The organism is Novosphingobium sp. (assembly GCF_020852455.1).
In the GTDB taxonomy this organism is placed as follows: domain Bacteria; phylum Pseudomonadota; class Alphaproteobacteria; order Sphingomonadales; family Sphingomonadaceae; genus Novosphingobium.
Window position 1 is genome coordinate 1 of sequence record NZ_JADZAT010000001.1, and the last position, 21,750, is coordinate 21,750.

At 63.5% G+C, this 21,750-nt stretch carries 13 protein-coding genes; 5 read left to right on the forward strand and 8 right to left on the reverse strand.

Features of this window, described 5'->3' with window-relative positions; translation table 11 throughout:
• Window positions 1-250: 250 nt before the first annotated feature.
• Window positions 251-2,440, forward strand: coding sequence for an alpha-ketoacid dehydrogenase subunit alpha/beta (locus IT549_RS00005; protein WP_292968955.1), 2,190 nt, complete (start codon window positions 251-253; stop codon window positions 2,438-2,440).
• The gene (locus IT549_RS00010) at window positions 2,437-3,465 is read left to right on the forward strand and encodes an ACP S-malonyltransferase (protein WP_292968958.1); all 1,029 of its coding nucleotides are present in this window, start codon (window positions 2,437-2,439) and stop codon (window positions 3,463-3,465) included. The genes IT549_RS00005 and IT549_RS00010 overlap by 4 nt, the downstream gene beginning before the upstream one ends.
• 2 nt (window positions 3,466-3,467) lie before the next feature.
• On the opposite strand, the gene IT549_RS00015 is transcribed toward IT549_RS00010, so the two are convergent.
• A complete protein-coding gene (locus tag IT549_RS00015) occupies window positions 3,468-5,027 on the reverse strand; it encodes a trimethylamine methyltransferase family protein (protein WP_292968961.1) in 1,560 nt (519 codons plus the stop codon).
• Between the two features lie 70 nt (window positions 5,028-5,097).
• On the reverse strand, window positions 5,098-6,255 hold the full coding sequence (locus IT549_RS00020) for an MFS transporter (RefSeq protein WP_292968963.1): 1,158 nt from the start codon (window positions 6,253-6,255) through the stop codon (window positions 5,098-5,100).
• Between the two features lie 72 nt (window positions 6,256-6,327).
• On the opposite strand from IT549_RS00020, the gene IT549_RS00025 reads away from it, so the two are divergent.
• Window positions 6,328-7,662, forward strand: a complete 1,335-nt coding sequence (locus tag IT549_RS00025; protein WP_292968965.1) for a TauD/TfdA family dioxygenase — start codon at window positions 6,328-6,330, stop codon at window positions 7,660-7,662.
• A gap of 15 nt (window positions 7,663-7,677) precedes the next feature.
• Here the strand turns inward: IT549_RS00025 and IT549_RS00030 are convergent, their stop codons facing one another.
• The 6 genes from IT549_RS00030 to betB all read right to left on the reverse strand — a co-directional run bounded on the left by IT549_RS00030 (window position 7,678) and on the right by betB (window position 17,231).
• The gene (locus IT549_RS00030; RefSeq protein WP_292968969.1) at window positions 7,678-9,222 is read right to left on the reverse strand and encodes a trimethylamine methyltransferase family protein; all 1,545 of its coding nucleotides are present in this window, start codon (window positions 9,220-9,222) and stop codon (window positions 7,678-7,680) included.
• Window positions 9,223-9,242: 20 nt separating this feature from the next.
• Window positions 9,243-10,943 carry a formate--tetrahydrofolate ligase gene (locus IT549_RS00035; protein WP_292968970.1) on the reverse strand — a complete coding sequence of 567 codons (1,701 nt, stop codon included), beginning with the start codon at window positions 10,941-10,943 and terminating at the stop codon, window positions 9,243-9,245.
• A 183-nt stretch (window positions 10,944-11,126) separates the two neighbouring features.
• A complete protein-coding gene (locus tag IT549_RS00040; RefSeq protein WP_292968971.1) occupies window positions 11,127-12,098 on the reverse strand; it encodes a LysR family transcriptional regulator in 972 nt (323 codons plus the stop codon).
• A 96-nt stretch (window positions 12,099-12,194) separates the two neighbouring features.
• Entirely contained in the window at window positions 12,195-13,559 is a 1,365-nt protein-coding gene (locus tag IT549_RS00045) for an FAD-dependent oxidoreductase (protein ID WP_292968972.1), read from the reverse strand.
• Window positions 13,556-15,223, reverse strand: a complete 1,668-nt coding sequence (betA, locus tag IT549_RS00050; protein WP_292968974.1) for a choline dehydrogenase — start codon at window positions 15,221-15,223, stop codon at window positions 13,556-13,558. Before betA ends, IT549_RS00045 begins: the two co-directional genes overlap by 4 nt.
• The gene (gene betB, locus IT549_RS00055) at window positions 15,210-17,231 is read right to left on the reverse strand and encodes a betaine-aldehyde dehydrogenase (protein ID WP_292968976.1); all 2,022 of its coding nucleotides are present in this window, start codon (window positions 17,229-17,231) and stop codon (window positions 15,210-15,212) included. Before betB ends, betA begins: the two co-directional genes overlap by 14 nt.
• Before the next feature lie 357 nt (window positions 17,232-17,588).
• Here betB and IT549_RS00060 point away from each other — a divergent pair, with 357 nt between their 5' ends.
• Together IT549_RS00060 and IT549_RS00065 are read left to right on the forward strand one after the other, a co-directional pair.
• Entirely contained in the window at window positions 17,589-20,042 is a 2,454-nt protein-coding gene (locus IT549_RS00060) for a TonB-dependent receptor (protein ID WP_292968978.1), read from the forward strand.
• A gap of 88 nt (window positions 20,043-20,130) precedes the next feature.
• Complete coding sequence (locus tag IT549_RS00065; RefSeq protein ID WP_292968979.1) at window positions 20,131-21,750, forward strand: APC family permease; 1,620 nt, start codon at window positions 20,131-20,133, stop codon at window positions 21,748-21,750.

The window sequence follows — 21,750 nt, forward strand, 5'->3', positions numbered from 1 at the left end:
GGAATTCAGGCGATTCAGGGCGACCGACCGCGAACACGTTACAAGATAAATCGCTGATTTTACAGAGTAGTTGGAGACGCTCTGAAATTGCCTGAGACGAAAGTTATAGCGCCTCCTCCGCTACCATAATTTTTCCATCGAAATTGCTGTCTGCCGTAACGGCCATTGTTGACAAGCGGGCCATTCAAGGTCTTGCACATGATGCTTGTCGTTCACCAACCGGGCTTCCGGCTTCAAGCAGAGTTCTCGCATGCCGCGCGTCGCAATCGTTCACGAAAACCTTGTCCGCAGCCTTGGTGAAGGCGAATTTCCGGACGGACGGGCCCCTTCCGGCCCGCTCGAAAATCACGACGCGATTGAGATATTTCGGTCGCAATGCCTGTCTCGGTCGCTCGACCGGATCAGCCGACCGATGCAGGCCCGGGGCAAGGGTTTCTACACAATCGGTTCTTCGGGACACGAAGGGATGGCGGCCGTGGCGGCGGCACTGCGGCCCAGCGATATGGCTTTCCTGCATTACCGCGATGCCGCGTTCCAGATCCAGCGTTCCAGCCAGGTTCCGGGGCAATCGATAACCTGGGACATGCTGCTGTCCTTCGCCTGTTCATCCGAAGATCCGATTTCGGGCGGGCGGCACAAGGTGCTGGGGTCAAGGGCGCTGAATATCCCGCCGCAGACCTCGACGATTGCCAGTCATCTGCCCAAGGCGGTTGGCGCGGCCTATTCGGTCGGCCTGGCCCGGCGCCATCCGCCTGAGCATCAGGTGCTGGGCGATGATGCGATCGTGGTCTGTTCGTTCGGCGATGCCTCGGCCAACCATGCGACTGCGCAAGGCGCCTTCAACGCCGCGCAGTGGACTTCCTACCAGTCATCGCCGCTGCCCTTGCTGTTCGTCTGCGAGGACAATGGCATCGGCATCTCGACCAAGACCCCCAAGGGCTGGATCAACGCCACCTTCTCCAATCGTCCGGGGCTGAAATACTTCAGCTGCGACGGGCTCGACATTTACGACACGTTCCGCGTGGCGAGCGAGGCGGCAGAATACGTCCGCACCCGCCGCAAGCCGGCCTTCCTGCACCTGGGCTGCATTCGCCTTTATGGCCATGCCGGGGCCGACCTCGCGCTCAGCTATCTCTCGCGCGACGAGGTTGAGGCCGAAGAGGCGCACGATCCGCTGCTGCATTCCGCGCGGTTGCTGATTGAGGCGGGGGCGCTGACCAAGGAACAGGCGCTCGACATCTATCTTGGCACTGAAGCGCGCGTGCAACGCGTGGCCGCAGTCGCCGAAGAGCGCCCCAGGCTGGGCACTGCGGCAGAGGTCATGGCCTCGCTGATCCCGCCCAAGCGGGCCTGCGCACCCACCAACGGGCCCGATCAGGATCAGCGCGCGGCGCTGTTCGGCGATGACCTGAAGGCTATGCAGACGCCGCAGATCATGTCGCGCCTGATCAACTGGGCACTGGCCGACCTGATGCTAGCGCATGAAGAAATTGCACTGATGGGCGAGGATGTCGGCCGCAAGGGCGGGGTCTATGGCGTTACCCAGAAGCTCAGCAACCGATTTGGCCGGGCCCGGGTGATTGATACCCTGCTGGACGAACAGACCATCCTGGGGCTGGCGATCGGCATGGCCCACAATGGTTTTGTGCCGATGCCGGAGATCCAGTTCCTGGCTTACCTGCACAACGCGGAAGACCAGTTGCGCGGCGAAGCGGCGACCTTGCCGTTCTTCTCCAACGGGCAATTCACCAACCCGATGGTCGTCCGGATCGCCGGGCTTGGTTACCAGAAGGGGTTCGGCGGGCACTTCCACAACGACAATTCGGTAGCGGTGCTGCGCGACATTCCCGGGCTGATCCTGGCCTGTCCGTCGAATGGCGCGGATGCGGCGATGATGCTGCGCGAATGTGTCCGGCTGGCGCGTGAGGAACAGCGCCTGGTGGTTTTCCTCGAGCCGATCGCGCTTTACCCGATGCGCGACCTGCATGAGGCCGGCGATGGCGGCTGGATGAACCTCTATCCCGAGCCTGACCAACGCATTCCGCTGGGCCAGGTCGGCCAGTACGGCAATGGGCAGGATCTGGCGATCGTGAGCTTTGCCAATGGCGCCTACATGGCCCGCCAGGCCCTGCCGAAGCTGGCAGAGAAGGGCGTGTCAGCGCGGGTGATCGACATTCGCTGGCTTTCACCGTTGCCGGGCGAGGGGATCATCGACGCGATCAAGGGGTGCAAGAACGTGCTGGTGGTGGATGAAACGCGCCGTTCGGGCGGGGTGGCCGAATCGCTGATGACACTGCTGGCCGAGGCCAAGGTCCCGTCCTTCGCGAGACTTAGTTCGGAAGACAGCTTCATCGCCACGGGGCCGGCCTATGCGGCAACGATGCCGTCAGCTGAAAGTATCGTTGATGCGGCCCTCGCACTGGTGGGAGGCGGCCAATGAAAAGCGCGGTCGTCATCTGCCCGGGGCGCGGCACCTACAACAAGACCGAGCTTGGCTATCTGCGGCAGCATTTCCCCAATGCAGGCATGCTTGCCGATTTCGATCGTCAGCGGAATGAGCGCGGGCAAGTTCCGGTCACTGAACTAGACGGAGCGGAGCGCTTTTCGATGGCGGTGCACACCCGCGGCGACAATGCCTCGGCACTTATCTATGCCTCGTCGCTGGGCGACTTCCTGTCGATTGACAGGAACGAGATCGAAGTGGTTGCGGTAACCGGCAATTCGATGGGCTGGTATACCGCGCTGGCCTGTGGCGGCGCGCTCTCGGCCAGCGACGGGTTCCGCGTTGCGAACACGATGGGCACGCTGATGCAGGCCTCGCTGATCGGCGGGCAGCTGGTCTATCCGTTCAGCGATGAAGAATGGAACCCGCGGCCCGCGCGCCGGGCCGAATTGCTGACCTTGGTCAGCGAGCTGGCAGCCCGTCCGGAATGCGAGCTGTTCGTCTCGATCGAGCTGGGCGGCATGCTGGTGCTGGCCGGCAATGAGGCCGGGCTGGCCGCCTTCGAAACGGCGGTCGAGCCGGTACAACAGCGCTTTCCGATGCGGCTGGGCAACCATGCCGCTTTCCATACTCCGCTGGTCACGCCGGTGGCCGAGGCGGGCCGGGCTGAACTTCCGGCCAGCCTGTTCCGATCGCCAGACCTGCCGATGATCGACGGGCGCGGCAAGGTCTGGTGGCCGCAGGCCAGCGATCCCGCCGCGATCCATGCCTACACGCTCGATACCCAGGTGGTGCAAACCTATGACTTCACGCGCGCCATCACGGTGGCCGCGCGCGAATTCGCGCCGGACCTGTTCATCGTGGTGGGGCCAGGCAACACTCTGGGTGGGGCGGTGGCGCAGTCGCTGGTCCAGGCGGGCTGGCTCGACATGAGGTCGAAGGCGCAGTTTGCCGCGATCCAGCAGGAGCGTGGCCTGCTGGTCTCGATGGGCCTGCCCGAACAACGCGGGCAGGTTGCCTAGGCTTAATAGTTCGCGTCGGGCATCTGCCCCTTGCGCCTGGCGATATAGTCCTTGAGGCCATCGAGCACACCTGGATCGAGCGCCGGATCCTCATGTTCCGCAAGGGTTTTCTTCCAGGCCGCATTGGCGCGCTGCTGGATGTCTTGCGCACCTTCGGCTTCCCACTGTTCCCAGCTGGCATAGTCGGCCAGCGGAGAGCGGTAAAAGGCGGTTTCGAAATTGGCCTGGGTATGCGCGCAGCCGAAGAAGTGCTTGCCCGGGCCGACCTCGCGGATTGCGTCCATCGCCTGGCCGTTTTCGCTCAGGTCATAGCCGTTCAGCAGGACATGCATCATACCCAACTGGTCGCAGTCCATCATGAACTTCTCGTACCCGGTCACCAGCCCGCCTTCGAGCCAGCCGGCCGATTGCAGCACAAAATTGGCCCCACCCAGTACGGTAGTCTGCAAAGTTTGCGCGCTTTCGAAGGCGGCCTGGGCGTCGGCGATCTTGGACGCGCAGAGGCTGCCGCCAGTACGCGAGGGCACGCCGAGCCGGCGGGCGAGCGCCAGCAGCGCGTTCTTCATCAGGCTGGTTTCGGGCGTTCCATAGGTCGGTGCGCCGCTCTGCATCGAGAGTGTGGTGACGAAACTTCCGAAGATGACCGGGGCGCCAGGCTTGACCAATTGGAGGAAGGCCATGCCGGCCATGGCTTCGGCCAAAGTGACTGCTATAGCGCCCGCAAGACCGGTGGGCGCCATGGCACCAGCCATAATGAAAGGGGTGATCAACGTACCCTGATTGGCACGTGCGAGTACCTTCGCGGCACCCAGCATGGTGGCATCGAAGGTCAGCGGCGAGTTGCCGTTGATCACGCCCATCAGGCAGGTGTTGTTCTCACCGGTCAGCGGATCGACGAAGCGGTCGCCGAACAGGATCTGCGCCATTTCGACGCAGTCCTCGCTGCGGCTGGGCTGCGACACCGCGCTGAAGAACGGCTTGTCGGTGTGGACCGCGTTGCCCAGGAACATGTCGAAGTGGCGCTTGTTCACCGGCAGGTCGACCGGTTCGCACATCGCGGTGGCCGAGCTGTGCAGCCAGGGGCTGGCCTGGGTCAGCTTAGCGAAATTGTAGAAGTCCTCGATAGTGCCATAGCGGCGGCCCTTGTCGAGGCAGCGGACGAATGGCGGACCGGCGGTGGGGGCAAAGACCGTGCGTTTACCGCCAATGATGGTGCTGCGCGCCGGATTGCGGGCCTGGTGGGTGAATTCGCGCGGCGCATGGTCCTGGATCAGCTTGCGGCACATGCCGCGCGGCATCCGCACCAGTTCGCCGGTTACTTCCGCGCCGGCAGCCTTCCAGATTTCGAGCGCTTCGGGATCGTCGCGGAATTCGCAGCCGATCTCCGACAGGATCCGCTCGGCATTTTCCTCAATCAGGCTCAGCCCCTCTTCGTCGAGCAGTTCGACATAGGGCAACTTGCGGCTGATGAAGGGGGCGGAAGCGCTGGGGCCGGCCAGGCGCGCGGCCCGCTTGGCCTCACGCCCGCCGCGCCCACGGGAAGGGGGGGACATGTCGTTCATGGCGACTGTCTATCCGAAGCTTTCGCCGCCCCAGCATGTCAAATCTTCATGCTGGCATAACCGGCAGCGCTCAATGCGTTGTCACGGCAGCCTTGCTGCGATCCTTCGCCGGATCCTTGTCGAAACGCCGGGCGAGCGGCCAGGCAACCGCGATTGCGGCGACACAGGTCAGTGCCCCAAGCGGACCGATCGGGGCATAGCCGCCAAAGCCCTGCGCAATCGCTCCTGCTGCAAGCGAACCGAACGACTGGGCGAGCAGCCAGGTGCCGGTGGTCATCACCGCCAGCCGGCCGCTGCTGTCACAATCATAGGCCAGGCCCAGCAACATCGGATAGGTCAGGAACCAGCTGACGTTGTAGCCGATGAAGGCGGCGGCGAAGGCCGGAGCGGTCCCGACTGTGGTCAGCAACGCGCAGGCGATGCCGCAAGCGCCCAGCACGGTGGCCATCGGCACTGCGCGGGTCAGGCGGGTGCTGATCGCGGCCAGGCCGGCCGTGCTCAGCGCAGAGGCGAGCGTGGCAAGCGACTGGTAGCGCCCGAATTCGGTTGCAGGCACACCGATCGCGTTGGCGGTGCGCTCTATGAACGGCCACAGCGCCAGGGTCCCGAACGCAAACAGCGCCATCGCGGTCAGCACCCGCAGACCATCGGCGCCGATCGGCGGGTTTGGCTTGGAAACGTGCTCGCCAGTCAGGTCCTTGCCGCCGGGCAGCAGCAGCGACATCAACCCTAGCAAGGCAGATATACCGCCCAGCGCCAGGAACATGCCGGTCACCCCGTGGCTTGCGCCGACTTGCGGCAGGCCCAGTGCGATAGCGGCGAACAGCACGGTCTGGAATGCGATTCCCAGCGAGATCCAGCGCGCCGGATGCTCGGTGCGGCCGGCCGCGAGGTTGACCGCCGAATTGAGAATGCCAAAGCCCAGCCCGGTGCCGATCCGTCCGGCGAACAGCAGTGCGAAATTGCCGGTCAGCGCCGAACCCGCCTGCGCCAGCACCACCAGTACGCTGGCCACCAGGGCCAGAACGCGGGCATCAAGCTGGCGCGCGCGGGGGGCGATCAGGAACATCGCCGCTGCATAGCTCAGCGTCTCGGCCATGTTCCACGCGCCCATCGCAAAGGGCGTGAACTGGTACCGGTCGATCAGCCCCCCGACCAGGTAGGTGGTGAAATTGTTGCCCAGGTGCGCGGCGGTTGACGCCGCACCAATCCCGATAAGGGTAAACATGAACGGGCGTGAGTCTTCGCCGGAAGGTCTCGTTGCAGCCATGTTTCCCCCCTCAAGTGCCGATCAGATCGCATGTTTGGCAAGGGCATGCAATTGGGGCTCCTTCGCGGTTGCCAGGTGCTGGGCACTCGGTTAGCCTTCCCGCATGGATCGCAAGCTGAGGAACTTCAAGCCTGGGCAGCGTATGCGCGCGTATGCGCATGGCAAGCCGCAGGCGTGGTGGCCGCCGCCGCGCGAGAAATAGCGCGTTTCGCCCCTGCCAATCCAACATCTGTACTGGAATTCCCCATGGCCGCACCTCGGCTGGACCTGCGCGACAACGCGCTGGTCGTATCGTTCGCTGACACCGACGGTGTCACCTATCCCGCCATCTGGCTGCGCGACAACTGCCCTTCGGCTCTGCATCCCGATACTCATGAACGCGTGCTCGACCTGCTTTCGCTTGCTGAGGCGCCGAGGCTCGACGAGGCCCGGATCGAGGGCGATGCTGTGCTTCTGAGCTATGCTGACGGCCATGTAAGCCGCATGCCGCTGGCTCTGCTGGATGCCCATCGCCCGGGCCGCCCTGCGACTGATCCAGCGGCGATCGTGCCAGAGTTGTGGCGTGCCGATCTCGGTGTTTCAGGAATTCCACGCTTTGCCGCAGAAGCTGTCATGGACAGCGATGCCGAGCTTGAGGCCTGGATGCGCGAAACGGCTCGCTTTGGTCTTTCGATCATCGATGGCCTGGCGGACTCGGCCGACGCCGGAATGGCGGTTGCCCAGCGGATCGGCTTTTTGCGGCGCACCAATTTCGGCCAGGAATTTGAAGTGATCAGCGTGCCCAAGCCCAACAATCTGGCCTACACCGCAATTGCCCTGCCGCTGCACACTGACCTGCCCAATCAGGAGGTGCCGCCAGGATTCCAGTTCCTGCACTGTCTTGCCAATGCGGCCAAGGGCGGCGAATCGATCTTTGCTGACGGATTCATGATCGCTGAAGACCTGCGTTCGCTGGACCCGGCTGCATTCGAACTGCTCTCAACAGTGCCGATCCCGTTTCGCTTTCACGATGAGGACTATGACATCCGCGTGCGCGAACCGGTGATCATCCGCGATCGCGCCGGGGCGGTGACCGAACTACGCTACAACGCCCATATCGCCGGGGTTTTCGATATGCCGGCCGAAGTCATGCCCGAGTACTACCGGGCATATCGGGCTTTGATGACCCTTACGCGGGATGCCCGGTATCGCCTGACATTTATGCTGCAACCGGGTGAAATGGTGGTCTTCGACAATCGGCGCGCGCTGCACGGGCGCGAGGCATTCGATCCCGCGACGGGCTATCGTCACCTCCACGGTTGTTATGTTGATCGAGGCGAATTCTTGTCGCGGCTGCGGATCCTTGCGCGCGGACCAGCGGGTTAGCCGGAACCAGTCCGATCAAGCTGCAAACGCGATGTTGAACTTCTCGCGGATCGCTGCATCGATCGCCGGATCGATCACGCAGCGCGCCTCACGCAGGATCGCGCCCATGCGGGCCCGGGCACCATCCAGCAGCATCGGCTTCTGCGCCTCGTTCCATTCCTTGGGGCTCATCCGGTTGCCGACCGTGGGATAGACGTAGTCGGTCTGCATCAGGCTCATCGTCTGCTCAGAGCCGAGGTAGTGACCGGGACCGCCCAGGCAAACTGCCTTCATCACGTCCAGATCCATCTTGTCCTCGGTCACCTCGATCCCGCGCACCGCGCGCTGGGCCTGGCCCAGGATATCGTCGCCCAGGATCAGGCTCTCGAACGAGAAGCCCAGTAGCGAGGCCTGCATGCCTACCGATTCATAGACCATGTTGAGGCCCGCCAAGCCCGCCATGACGTTGATGATGCCCTGTTCCCAGCCGCACTGCATATCGGGCAGCTTGCTGTCGGTCATCCCGCCGGCGGCTCCGCCGGGCAGGCCGTAGAAGCGGTGCATCTGCGCGCAGCCAGCAGTCAGCAGGCCCTGTTCGGCGCTGCCGCCGGACATGGAACCGGTGCGCAGGTCCGAAACGAACGGCCAGGTGCCGAAAATCGCCGGGGCGCCGGGCTGGATTGCATTGACATAGACCACGCCCGCCAGACACTCGGCCACCGCCTGGGTGATCGCCAGCGCGATTGAGGCGGGGGCAGTGGCCCCGGCCTGTCCGGCTGAAAGCAGCAGCATCGGCATACCGGCGCGGACGCAGGCTTCCATCGTGATGCAGCTTTCCTCGGCGAACTTCATCGGCGGGACCACGAAGCAGTTCGAATTGGAAACGAACGGGCGCGCGCGCCATTCGGCTTCGCCGCCGGCGACCATGTGCAGCATCTCGAAGCCCGGAGCGACGCTGATCGGATCGGAGAACGAAGTGCCGACGTGCTTGGTGGTGCCGGACAGGCACGCGTAGAGCGTGTTCATGTCCATATCGACCAGGTCCGTCACATCGCGGCAGACCATCATCCGCTGGAAGAAATGGACGTTGTCGAGATTGTCGACGATCTTGGCGGCGTCGTAGAGGTCCTTCGAGGTTGAATCGCGATAGTCGTTGGTTTCAAGGTCAACCACGTGGACGGCAGCACCGGCGGTGCCGAAATGGACCTTGCTGCCCGACAGGTGCATGTCATGCTTGGGATCGCGGGCGAACAGCGTGATATCGCGCGCGGCAATCGCCAGCATGTCTTCCACCAATGCGCGCGGGAAGCGGATCCGGCCATCATCGCCCAGGATCGCCCCGGCACCGGTCAGGATCTCAACGCCTGAAGCTGGCGCATTGGCCAGCCCGATCTGCTCCAGCGCATCAAGCGCACCCTGGTGGATGCGCTGCACCCCGGCATCGGTCAGCGGCTTGTACCAGCCGCCTTCCAGGCCCGGACGGATCGGGCGCAGATCTTCAGCGAGTGGGGCGGCGCGGAGCGCTTGGCGGGCGGCACGGCCGCCCGCACGGCGAGAGGGGGACGCAGTTTGATCGTTCATTCAGGTCCCCCACTCATTCCTTATGCAAGCCCGACGATGTTGCCGCTGTCGTCGAGGCCGATTTCGTTGCTGGCCGGGCGGCGCGGCAGGCCCGGCATGGTCATGATGTCGCCGCAGACCGCGACGATGAAGCCGGCGCCGGCCGAAAGGCGCACTTCGCGCACTTCCAGCGTGTGCCCGGTGGGGGCACCGGCGTTGGCCGGATCGGTTGAGAAGCTGTACTGCGTCTTGGCGATGCAGACCGGCAGCTTGCCATAGCCCAGCTTCTCATAGTCCTTGAGATTGCTGGCGGCCGAGCTCGACAGTGCGATCCCGTCGGCGCGATAGATTTCGCGCGCCACCGTGGCGATCTTGTCGGCCAGCGGCATGTCGTCGGGGTACAGCAGCTTCACTTCGGCCTGGCCTTCGTCGAGCTGGGCCTTGACCTGGCGGGCCAGTTCTTCCGCGCCCTTGCCGCCTTCGGCCCAGTGCCTGGCCAGCGCAACACGCGCACCGTACTTGGCGCAGACCGCCTTCAGCGCTTCCAGTTCTTCCTCGGTGTCCTTGATGAAGTGGTTGATTGCCACCACCGGGGTCAGGCCGAACTTCTGCAGGTTCTGGATATGGCGTTCCAGGTTGACCGCACCGCGTTCCAGCGCGGCGACGTCGGGCATGCCGAGGTCGTCCTTCTTGACGCCGCCCTGCATCTTGAGCGCGCGGACGGTGGCCACCAGCACCACGGCATCGGGGCGCAGGCCCGAATGACGGCACTTGATGTCGAGGAACTTTTCGGCGCCAAGGTCGGCCCCGAAGCCAGCTTCGGTAACGACTACATCGGCCAGCTTGAGCGCGGTCTGCGTTGCCATGACCGAGTTGCAGCCGTGGGCGATGTTGGCGAAGGGGCCGCCGTGGATGAAGGCCGGGTTGTGCTCGATCGACTGGACCAGGTTGGGCTGGATCGCATCGCGCAGCAGCACGGCCATCGCGCCATCGGCCTTGAGGTCGCGCGCGGTGACCGGGGTCTTGTCATAGGTACGGGCAACGATGATGTCGCCAAGGCGGCGCTGCAGGTCCTTGATGTCGGTCGCCAGGCACAGGATCGCCATGATTTCCGAGGCGACGATGATATCGAAGCCGGTTTCACGCGGCACGCCGTGAGTGACGCCGCCCAGGCCGATCGCGATGTTGCGCAGCGCGCGGTCGTTCATGTCGACCGCCCGGCGCCAGACCACCCGGCGCGGATCGATGTTGAGCTCGTTACCCCATTGCAGGTGGTTGTCGAGCAATGCAGCGAGCAGCGCGTGGGCCGAGGCGATGGCGTGGAAATCGCCGTTGAAGTGGAGGTTGATGTCCTCCATCGGGATCACCTGGGCGCGGCCGCCACCAGCGGCGCCGCCCTTCATCCCGAAGCACGGACCCAGCGAGGGCTCACGCAGGCAGACGATCGACTTGACCCCGATCAGGTTGAGCCCGTCGTTGAGCCCGACCGAAGTGGTGGTCTTGCCTTCACCCGCCGGAGTGGGGGTGATTGCAGTGACCAGCACCAGCTTGCCGTTGGGCTTGTCCTGCAGCGATGCAATGTAATCGAGGCTGACCTTGGCCTTGAAGTGGCCGTACGGCACCAGCGCTTCGGGCGCGATGCCCAGCCGGTCTTCTGCCAGCGGCAGGATCGGCGCCATCTTCGCAGCGCGGGCGATCTCGATATCCGGGGCACCCGGGGGCGGAAGTTGATTCTCTTGCATCCCGTTCTCAAGAGCGCAAAGGCCCTTGCCTCTCAATTTCAGAGTTTTTGCCGACCGGTAAACGACACGCGAAATGCGCCCCGGCGTGGTGGATTTCCGCCATGTGAAACAATTGCACAAGTCGCGTGCGGAAAATGATCGCTACCATGTCTTGCGGTAATACAGTGCTGGTCGCTCTGGCGATCAGTCATCGCCAACCTTGAACGACCCTTCAAGCCAGGGCAGGTGCCCTAAGAGCTGAGGGAACACCTCCTCCTCAAGGATTGCGCGGCATTCATCGACCAGCACCCGCGGCGCGGACCCCAGCATTTGCGGGCGAGCCAGCAGGGTCATGCGCCGCCCGAACTTGCCGCGCAGGATCGGATGGATCGACAGTTGCTCGAACGCCCAGGGCACCTGGAACAGGCACAGCGGCGTGGTGATCCCCCAGCCCAGGCCATAGGAAACCGCCGTGGCATGGCCGACGATCGAATCGAACTCGATGTGCGAGGGGTATTTCAGCTGCAACCGGTTGAGCTGCGCCTCGGTCTGCCGTCCCATCGAACTGCGCAGCGAGAAACGGATGAACGGGCTGTCGGCCAGGTGCGGCCCAAGTTCGGGAGTGAGGCCGAATTTTTTCGGAAAAATAAGCACATAAGGTTCGGTAAACAGGTTGAACCGTTCAACGTCGAGCATGTCCGAGGTGTTGCTTTCCTCGGTGATCATGATGTCGGCGGCGTGGGTGTTGAACTTGGCGCGCTGGTCCGGCATCAACCCGTTCGAAATCCGCCAGTTGCGAGCGATATCGCCCTTGCGGCGATAGAGGCGGGGGCCCAGCACGTTGGCCAGACTTTCGGGCATGGCAATGCTGAGCGAGGCCAGTTCGCCGCTGTCGCTCTCGGTCGCCTCGACGAAGGCGGAATTGAGATCGCCCAGGATCTTCTGGCTCTGGCGCAGCAGCACCTGACCGACCTTGGTCAGTACGATCGGCCGGATCGAGCGGTCGAACAACTGGCGGCCCACCGAATCCTCAAGCCCGGCGATGATCTGCGAAACGCCCGACTGGGTCAGCCCCAGGACCTTGGCGGCCTGGGTCATGCTGCCCTGTTCGGCCGTGACTACAAAGACTTGCAGCGCCCGGAATTCGAAGCTGGAGGGGATCTGACCCTTGTTCATACGCGCGCATCTCCCTCAATCGCGCGGATTGGCGCATATTATTAGCGCTGCTTATACACCACGCGCGCTGGTGCTCAAGCTTGATGATGTGCGATGTCAGTCGATCCGCGCGCCCTGGCGGCGCAATTCAGCCTGGACCCGGACAATATCGACCGATTTGAAGTCGCTGCCGGACTTGATCGCAATAGCCGCCGCCGCACCCGCGCCCTGTCCGGCGACCGCGCAGCACATCATATTGCGCACTGCCGCGTGGCTGACCTTGTCGCCGCCAATCGTCCGGCCGGTAACGATCAGGTTTTTCACCTGCTTTGGCAGCATCGCGCGGTAGGGGACGTGGAAATAGCGTCCGGTGGTCGGGATGATCAGCAGGCCATAACCATCGATGAATTCGGGGAAGATGCCGATCGAATCCTCGAACCGCGCTTCGCCCTGAACATCGGCGGCGGTCAGGTTGTAGGCAGCGTCGATCTTGCGGGTATCGCGGATCCCCAGCGTCATTCCGAAATTGCGCAGTTTGGCGCTTTCACAGCCCGGCTGAAAGCGGCGCAACGCCTCGATCGCCTGCATCGCCTGACGGCGACCTTCGATTTCCCCTTGGGTCAGGTCATCCGGGTCGGTTCCGTCGAGCGTCATGTGAACCATGTTGAGGTAGGTCAGATCGCCCTGATCGCTGACCGTACCCCATGTCCCGGCGATCGTTTTGAGGCTGTCGGGCAGCAGCCCGGCCTTGTGCGCCTGCTGGAACGGTTTGCGCAGGAAGGGCGAGAACATCTCGTCTTCCTTGCCCGATGTCGTCACCGACCATTCGCCGTCCTTGGCCCAGTCAGCATAGGTCTGCGGATCGGCCTTGACCGCATCGATGAACCGGCGCTTTTCCACCCCGCACATCGAGAACATCACCGAGACGCTCATCATCTCGGCCTTGGGGTGCATGTGGGTGGGGGCGCCGGCGCGGTGGGCCAGATCGGCATCGCCGCTGGCATCGATCACGAGCTTGGCCAGGATTGCCTCACGCCCGGCCTTGCTCTCGACAATCACGCCCGTGATGCAATCACCTTCCATGATCGGCGCTACGAACATCCGGTGCAGCATCGGGATCACGCCGGCTTCGGTAACCAGGCAGTCGGCCACGTACTTGAAGGCTTCGGCATCGAGCGCGTGGCTGATCGATTGCGGCTCGGGCAGCGCCGCGCCCATCTCGCGCGCGCGGTCCTCGAACTCGCGGCCAATGCCCTCGCTGTCGATCGTGGCCGGATGACGATACCAGGCAAAGCCTTCAACCCCGACTTGGGTGATATTGCCGCCAAAGCAGCCATAGCGTTCAACCAGCGTGGTTTTTACGCCCGCCCGCGCCGATGCCAGGGCCGCTGCAAGGCCGCCCGGGCCCGAACCGATCACCAGAACTTCGGTTTCGTGGACTACCGGAACCTCGCGGGCGGGTTCGCTGATGGAGCGGATCATCGCTGCGCAGTCTCCCAGTTGGGTGGGATGTAATAGGGCGCGTTCGAAGGCGGCAGCAGGCCCTTGCCAAGGATATGATCGGCACCCTTTTCGCCGATCATGATCGTCGGCGCGTTGAGGTTCCCGGTAGTGATCGAGGGCATCACCGAACTGTCCACCACGCGCAGGCCCTCGACCCCGATGACCTTGAGTTCAGGATCGACCACCGCCATCGGATCGTTGGCCGCACCCATCTTGCAGGTGCATGAAGGGTGCAGCGCGCTTTCGACGTGATCGGCGATGAAGGCGTCGATCTGTTCGTCGGAAATGCAGTCGGCGCCGGGCTGGATCTCGCGCCCGCGCCAGGGGGCAAAGGCATCCTGCTGGAAGATCTCGCGGGTCAGACGCACGCAGGCGCGCATTTCGGCCCAGTCGTCCGGATGGCTCATGTAGTTGAACAGGATCTTGGGATGCTCGCGCGGGTCCTTGCTGCGCAGGGTTACCGTGCCACGGCTCTTGGACCGCATCGGCCCGACATGGGCCTGAAAGCCGTGTTCGGTGGCCAGCGAGGAACCGTCGTAATTGATCGCCATCGGGAAGAAATGGTACTGAATGTCGGGATACTTGATGCCCGCCCGGCTGCGGATGAAGCCGCAGCTTTCGAACTGGTTCGACGCCCCGATCCCGCTGCGCAGGAACAGCCACTGCGCCCCGACCATGGCCTTGCCCAACAAGTTGGCCTTACCGAACAGGGTGATCGGCTGGGTACAGGCCATCTGGAAATAGAATTCCAAGTGATCCTGCAGGTTGGCGCCCACCCCGGGGCGGTCGGCCAGCACGTCGATCCCCACGCTCTTCAGCTCTTCCGCCGGGCCGATCCCTGAAAGCTTGAGCAATTGCACCGAATTGATCGAGCCGCCCGACAGCACCACCTCACGGCTGGCGCGGGCCTGGTGAACCGTGCCGTGCTGCTCGTATTCGATCCCCACCGCGCGCCTGCCTTCGAACAGCACCCGGCTGGCCAGCGCGTGCTGGACCACGGTCAGGTTCGAACGCTTGCGCGCTGGATAGAGATAGGCCTTCGCTGCCGAACAGCGCGTGCCCTTGCGCACGGTCATGTCCATCCGCCCGAAGCCTTCCTGGCGGAAGCCGTTGTAGTCTTCGGTCAGGTCATAACCGGCTTCCCGGGCAGCATCGAGCCAGGCCTGATTGAGCGGATTGGCGAGGGTGCCGTAGGTGGTCGAGAGCGGGCCATCGCCGCCGCGGTATTCGTTGCCACCTTCGGCCCGCGTTTCGGCACGCTTGAAGTAGGGCAGCACATCGGCATAGCCCCAGCCGCGCGCGCCATCCTCGTCCTGCCAGCGTTCGAAGTCGAGCGGGTTGCCGCGCACGTAAACCAGCCCGTTGATCGAGCTTGATCCGCCCAGGCCCAGCCCGCGCGGGCAATGCAGGCGGCGATTGTTGAGGTGTGGTTCGGGCTCGGAATGATAGCCCCAGTTCCACCGCTTGGTGTTCATCGGATAGGCCAGCGCCGCAGGCATCTGGATGAAGATCGACCGGTCAGACCCGCCCGCTTCAAGCAGCAGCACCTTGTTCTGTCCATCCGCACTCAGCCGGTCGGCCAGAACGCAGCCGGCTGATCCGGCGCCGACAATGATAAAATCGTAGGTGTCAGTATGGGGCATCGATCGGCTCCATGGCGACGTAGACGCTCTTGAGCTGGGTGAAATATTCGATCGCGGCCTTGCCGTTCTCGCGGCCCAGACCCGATTGCTTGTTGCCGCCGAACGGCAGTTCGATCGGGGTGATGTTGTAGGTGTTGATCCAGCAGGTCCCGGCTTCAAGCGCGGCAATCACGCGGTGCGCGCGGGTCAGATCGTTGGTAAAGATACCGGCGGCCAGGCCCAGTTCGGTCGCATTGGCGCGGGCGACGACTTCGGCCTCGTCCTCGAAATCGAGCACCGACATGACCGGGCCGAAGATCTCTTCGCGCACGATCGCCATTTCATCGGTGCAGCCGGTAAAGATGGTCGGTTCGACAAAGGCGCCCCTGGCCAGTGCACCCGTAGTTACCCGCTTGCCGCCGGTCAGCAGCGTGGCACCCTGTTGCTGGCCGAGCTGGATATAGCCCAGCACCTTTTCCATGTGATCGTGCGAGATCAGCGCACCCATCTGCGTTGCCGGATCGAGCGGATCGCCCACGATCATTGCCTCGGTTCGGGCCTTCAGCTTGGCGAGGAACTGGTCACGCACCTTGCGGTGGACGAATACCCGCGTGCCATTGGTGCAGACTTCGCCCGCCGAATAGAAATTGGCGAGCAGTGCACCCGCAACCGCCTCGTCCAGATTGGCGTCCTCGAACACGATCAGCGCTGACTTGCCGCCCAGCTCCAGTGTGACCACCTTCAGGGTCGAGGAGGCGTCGGCCATGACCTTCTTGCCGGTGCCGACTTCGCCGGTCAGTGAGACCTTGGCGATCCCGGGATGGCGCGACAGCAGCCGGCCGGTGTCGGCCTTGCCCTGGACCACCTGGAACAGCCCATCGGGCAGCCCGGCGTCGCGATAGGCCTTCTCCAGCTCAATGGCGGTCAGCGGGGTCAGTTCTGCCGGCTTGAACAGCATGGCGTTGCCGCAGGCAAGCGCGGGGGCGCTCTTCCAGCAGGCGATCTGGATCGGATAGTTCCACGCCCCGATCCCTGCGACCACGCCCAGCGGTTCGCGCCGGGTGTACCCAAACGCTCCGGAGCCGAGGTCGAAATGTTCGCCCGAGAGTGTGCGGGCCAGGCCCGCGAAATATTCGATGCAGTCCGCGCCCGACAGGACATCGACCGCCACCGTTTCCTGGATCGGCTTGCCGGTATCCCGGGCTTCGATCCGGGCCAGGTCTTCGTTGCGCTCAACCAGCAGCTGCGCAGCGCGGTTGAGGATCCGCCCGCGTTCGGCGCCCGGCGTACGAGCCCACAGCTTTTGCGCTTCGGCGGCGCGGGCCACGGCCTTGTCGACTTCGGCCTTGCCGTCGATCCGGATCGTGGCCAGCACTTCACCGGTTGCGGGGTTAAGCGTATCGAACGTGCTACTGGCCGCTTGCTGCCCGGCTTCGCCGCGCGGCAGGCGGGCTGCGGCGACTTCGCGGTCGATCACTTCGAAGATCCAGTCAACCGGGATCTGTGCATCGTCCTTCCAGGCCCCGGCCAGCGCGGCGCGCAGCCAGAAGCCATCGATCAGCGCGCCGATCGTTTCGGCGATCCGGGTGACTTCGCCCGGCACGACCATGGCCCTGAGTTCGTGCTTGAGGTTTGAGACCATGCGTTCCTGGTGAACGCGCTGGAGCCGGGCGAGGGCGGGCGTGTAAAGCGCCAGGCCCCAGAATGAGAGCCAGGCGCGCGAGGCTTCGGAGCTGAGCTCGTTGGGATTGAGATGGGCGATGACGAAGGCGCGCAGGCGATCTTCCGGCTCTTCGCCGCCGGCCAGGGCCTTCATTGGCAGGGTGGTGACGCGCTCGACCAGTTGGCGGAAAGTCGCCTCGATCAACCGATCGCGGTCACCAAAGTAGTGGACGATCAGGGCCGGGGAAACGTCGGCACGGCGCGCAACCTCGGCCATGGTGAATTGTTCGATGCCGGTTTCGGCAAGCGCGGCGAGTGCTGCCTTGAGCAGCTGTTCGCGCCGATCCTCAGGTTCGCGTCGCCCCATTAAGCGCGTCCTCTTTCGTTTGATTGAATGGCCGTTCAATAGCATCGCTTCGAAGTGTCGCCTACGGGAAAATTCTCAATGCTGGAGCGATATAAGCCGTTCTGATGGATAGCATTAGCGCCATCCGTTGCGGCAAATATCGCAGAAAAAGTCCTGAAATACTGCGAATTGCGCGCGAATCCTGAACGAACGTAGCGCTGCTGACGGCAACCCGGCGGCCGCGGCGCGGTAAGTTTGTGAGGGGTTGCACGCGCGTTCAATATCGATCATTCTGCTTCGCATCGAAAAAGGTCGATCGGCGGCCACCCAATCGGCGCAAGTCTAGCCAGGGGCCGCCCAATAATCGGGAGGGTTACCATGGCCGTTCGTTTGCATTCACCCCGGTTCGCAGCCTTGCTGCGCGCTACCGCTTCCCTGGCGATCGTTGCGGGAGGCTTGTCCGCCGGTGCCGCCCAGGCCCAGTCCGCACCAGAGGCGAGCGAGGAAGCCAGCGAAGACACCACCGACATCGTTGTCACCGCGCAAAAGCGTGAGCAGAAGCTGCAGGATGTTGGCATCGCGGTATCGGTGCTGGGCAAGGAAGAGCTGAAGAACCGTTCGATCACCAGTGCGATCGATGTCGTTTCGGCCATCCCGAACCTGAAGTACAACGCCTACTCATCGTCGCAGGTCGTGTTCAATATGCGCGGGGTCTCGCAGAACGACTATGGCGACCAGCAGGAGCCGCCGGTCGCGGTCTATCAGGATGACAGCTATGCCAGCTCGATCACCACGGCGAGCTTCCCGGTGTTCGACCTTGCCCGGGTCGAGGCGCTGCGCGGCCCGCAAGGCACGCTGTTCGGACGCAATGCCACCGGCGGCGCGGTTCAGTTCATCTCCAACCAGCCGACCAGCGTAACCGAAGGCTACGTGAAGGCCACCTATGGCCGCTTCAACCAGACCATCCTGGAAGGCGCGATTTCAGGACCGCTTGGCGACACGCTCAGCGCGCGCATCGCCGGGATCTATGATGCCGACGATGGGTATATCAAGAACATCACGCCTGGTGAAAAGGATCGCGGGGCGAACAACCACTGGGCGCTGCGCGGGATTCTGGCCTATGAGCCGTCGAACAGTTTCAAGGCCAAGCTGACGCTGCGCTATTCGCAGGCTGACAAGGAACGCCAGGCGGGCGTTTACAACTATGCCCCCACCTGTCCCAATGCCCAGTTCCAGGGCGAATTCATGTCGCCGACCGATAGCTGCGGCTACTGGGGCACGGTGGGCACCGCGGGTAACGGCTATTTCGATCCCTCGATCGCGGCTTCGCAGGGCGGCAGCCCGTGGAAGACTGCGGGCACCGGACCGGCCTATGTCGATCGCAAGATGTTTGGCGCAACGCTGCGGATTGATGCCCAGCTGGGCTCGCTGGATGTCACTTCGATCAGCGATTACCAGCACCTCAAGAAGTTCTACATCGAAAGCGGCGATGGCCCGCCCGAAATTCCCTATGTCGAGAATGTGACGCCGCCGGCCACCGCACCGTGCCCGTCGCCCAATGCCAGCCTGACCTGCTATGCTTCGGGGACCGTGTTCTATCAGGACGCCAAGGTTGAGCAGTATTCGCAGGAACTGCGCGTGGCCCACACCACTGATCGCAATTTCCTGACTTTCGGTGGTTTCGGGATGATCATCGATGGCGAATACGAGGCGAAGTATGCCGTGCCGTTCATCGCCTATGATCCGCTGGTGAACTTTACCCAGCGGACGGAGAGCTTCGCCTTCTTCGTGCAGGACGAATTCAAGGTCACCGACCAGCTCAAGCTGATCGGCGGCCTGCGGTACTGGCATGACAGCAAGCGGGGCGTCTATGATGCCGTTCACGTGCTGCCGTCCTATGCGCTGTCGCTGCATTTCGGGCCGGACAATGTGTCCTACACCGACCTGACCGGAACCACCGTTCCCGGTTCGTGGAGCTATAACAGCAACCTGCCGTCCGGGGTGACCATCACTCCTGCCGATGCCGAACCGAGCTATAGCGGGGTCACCGCCCGGCTTCAGCTGGACTACAAGCCCAGCGACAACGTGCTGGTCTATGCCAGCTACAACCGCGGTTCAAAATCGGGCGGGTTCACCTTCTCGACCGGCACCCCGTTCCCGGCGGCGCTGACCGACACGCTCAACAATCTGGCCTACAAGCCTGAAACGCTCAACTCCTACGAACTGGGCCTGAAGTCCACGCTTGCACCGGGGACCACTTTCAACGTCGCGGCGTTCTATTACGACTACCAGAACTATCAGGCCTTCGTGCAGGTTGGCTTTACCCAGGTGGTCCGCAACCTGCCGGCGACGGTGAAGGGGATCGAGGCTGACTTTACCGCCAAGCCGGCCAAGGGCCTGACGCTGCAGCTGTCGGGTGCCTGGCAGGACAGCGAGGTCAAGGGCGTGCTGCTGCCTGATGGGGTGACCCTGGTGAACCATGACCTGCCGCAGGCGCCCGAGTTTTCGGGCAGCGCGATGGCGCGGTATGAGTTCGGGCTGGCTGGCGGCACCGCATCGGTCCAGGCCGATGCGATCTTCCAGAGCTCGATGTGCTTCACCGTGATGTGCGCCCCGGTTGAGCAGGAGAAGGGCTATGCCGTGGCCAATGCCCGGATTGGCTTCACCACTGCCGATGACCGGGTTGAGATTGCAGCTTTCGTCAGCAACCTGTTCGACCGGGCTTACCGGGTCTATGCCTTCGACGGCTCGCTCTACTGGGGCGACACGCTGGGGGTTTATGCCAAGCCGCGGACCTGGGGCGTGAGCGTTCGCTACAACTTCGGCAAGTGAGACCGAAGCATAGCTGATTGGCGCGGGCCTGCCTTTGGACGCAATCCGAAGGCGGGCCCGTCGCACGATGGGGGAAGGGGACTGAAAGGTGGCAAGCCAGGCCGAAGCAATTGATGTAACCGACCAGCTGCAGCTGCGGCGCCAGCTGGACTGGAAAGACGCGTTCTGGGCATCCAGCGGGGTTCCGGCCGGCGTGCTGCTGACCATGGGCGGGATCGCGGCGATGATCGGCCAGCCCAGCTGGATTATCTGGATCGCCTCGATCCTGATGGGGTTCATCCAGAGCTTCGTCTATGCCGAGATTGCCGGGCTTTATCCTGACAAGTCGGGCGGTGCCTCGGTCTATGGCGCGGCGGGCTGGCTGCCCTACGGCAAATTTATCGCGCCGATATCGGTGTGGTGCAACTGGCTCGCCTGGTCGCCGGTGCTGGCATTGGGGACGGGCCTTGCCGCGGCCTATGTCACCGTCAGCCTGTTCCCGGCTGATGCGGCCATCCGCACCTGGGAACTGAGCCTGCTCAACCTCGACTTCATCCGTGACGGGCTGCACCTGCGGATCAATCTGATCTCGATCATCGCAACGCTCTTCCTGCTGCTGACCTTCTTCCTCCAGCACCACGGCGCAGCGCGTGCGGCCAACTTCCAGAAAGTGCTGGGGCTGCTTTGCATGACCCCCTTGCTGCTGGTCGGGCTGGTGCCGTTCATCACCGGCGATCTGCCGCGTGAGAACCTGTTCCCCTTGCTGCCGATGCTGCGCGACGCGGCGGGCAATCCCGGTTTCGGAACCTGGGACACTGCCGGGCTGACATTGCTGGCGGGGGCGATGTTTGGGGCGGGTTGGTCAACCTATGGGTTTGAAACCGCGGTCTGCTACACCCGCGAATTCCGCGATCCGGCGCGTGATACCGCCCGGGCGATCATTGCTGCAGGCTTGCTCTGCATCGCAATTTTCGTGCTGGTGCCGCTGGCCTTCCAGGCCTCGCTCGGCCTTCAGGGCATGCTCGATCCAAGCATCAACGACGGTTCGGGCGTGGCCCGGGCGCTGGCGCAGATCGTCGGGGGCGGGGCGGTGATCGGCAACCTGCTGATTGTCATGCTGGTGCTGTCGCTGTTGCTGATCGTGATGACTTCGATGCTGGGATCGTCGCGCACGCTGTACCAGGCGTCGGTCGATGGCTGGCTGCCGCGCTATCTTTCGAAGGTCAACGAACATGGCGCGCCAACCCCGGCGATGTGGACCGACCTGCTGTTCAACCTCTTCCTGCTGCTCGCGTCGGACTACTTCGCGGTGCTGATGATTTCGAACGTCTGCTACTTCGTGTTCAACTTCCTGAACCTGCAGGCCGGCTGGATCCACCGGATCGATCGCAAGGACTGGAACCGGCCCTACCGCGCACCAACCTGGCTGCTGGCGACTGGGGCAGTGTTCGGTTTCGTCAATATGGCCTGGATGGGCGCGGGGGCCGACGTTTGGGGCGAAGGCACGCTGCGCAATGGCTTGTTGGCAGTGCTGCTGATCGTGCCGGTCTTCGCCTATCGCCACTACGTCCAGGACAAGGGCAAGTTCCCGGTCAGCGAGGGGACAGACGAGGATCCGTTCGAGCGGCAGCACATCACGCCGCGCGCGGGTATCCTGCCCTACCTGTCGCTGGTCGCTAGTGCAGCGCTGGTCTGGGGAGCGCACATCTGGGCGCAGCCGCCCGGCTGA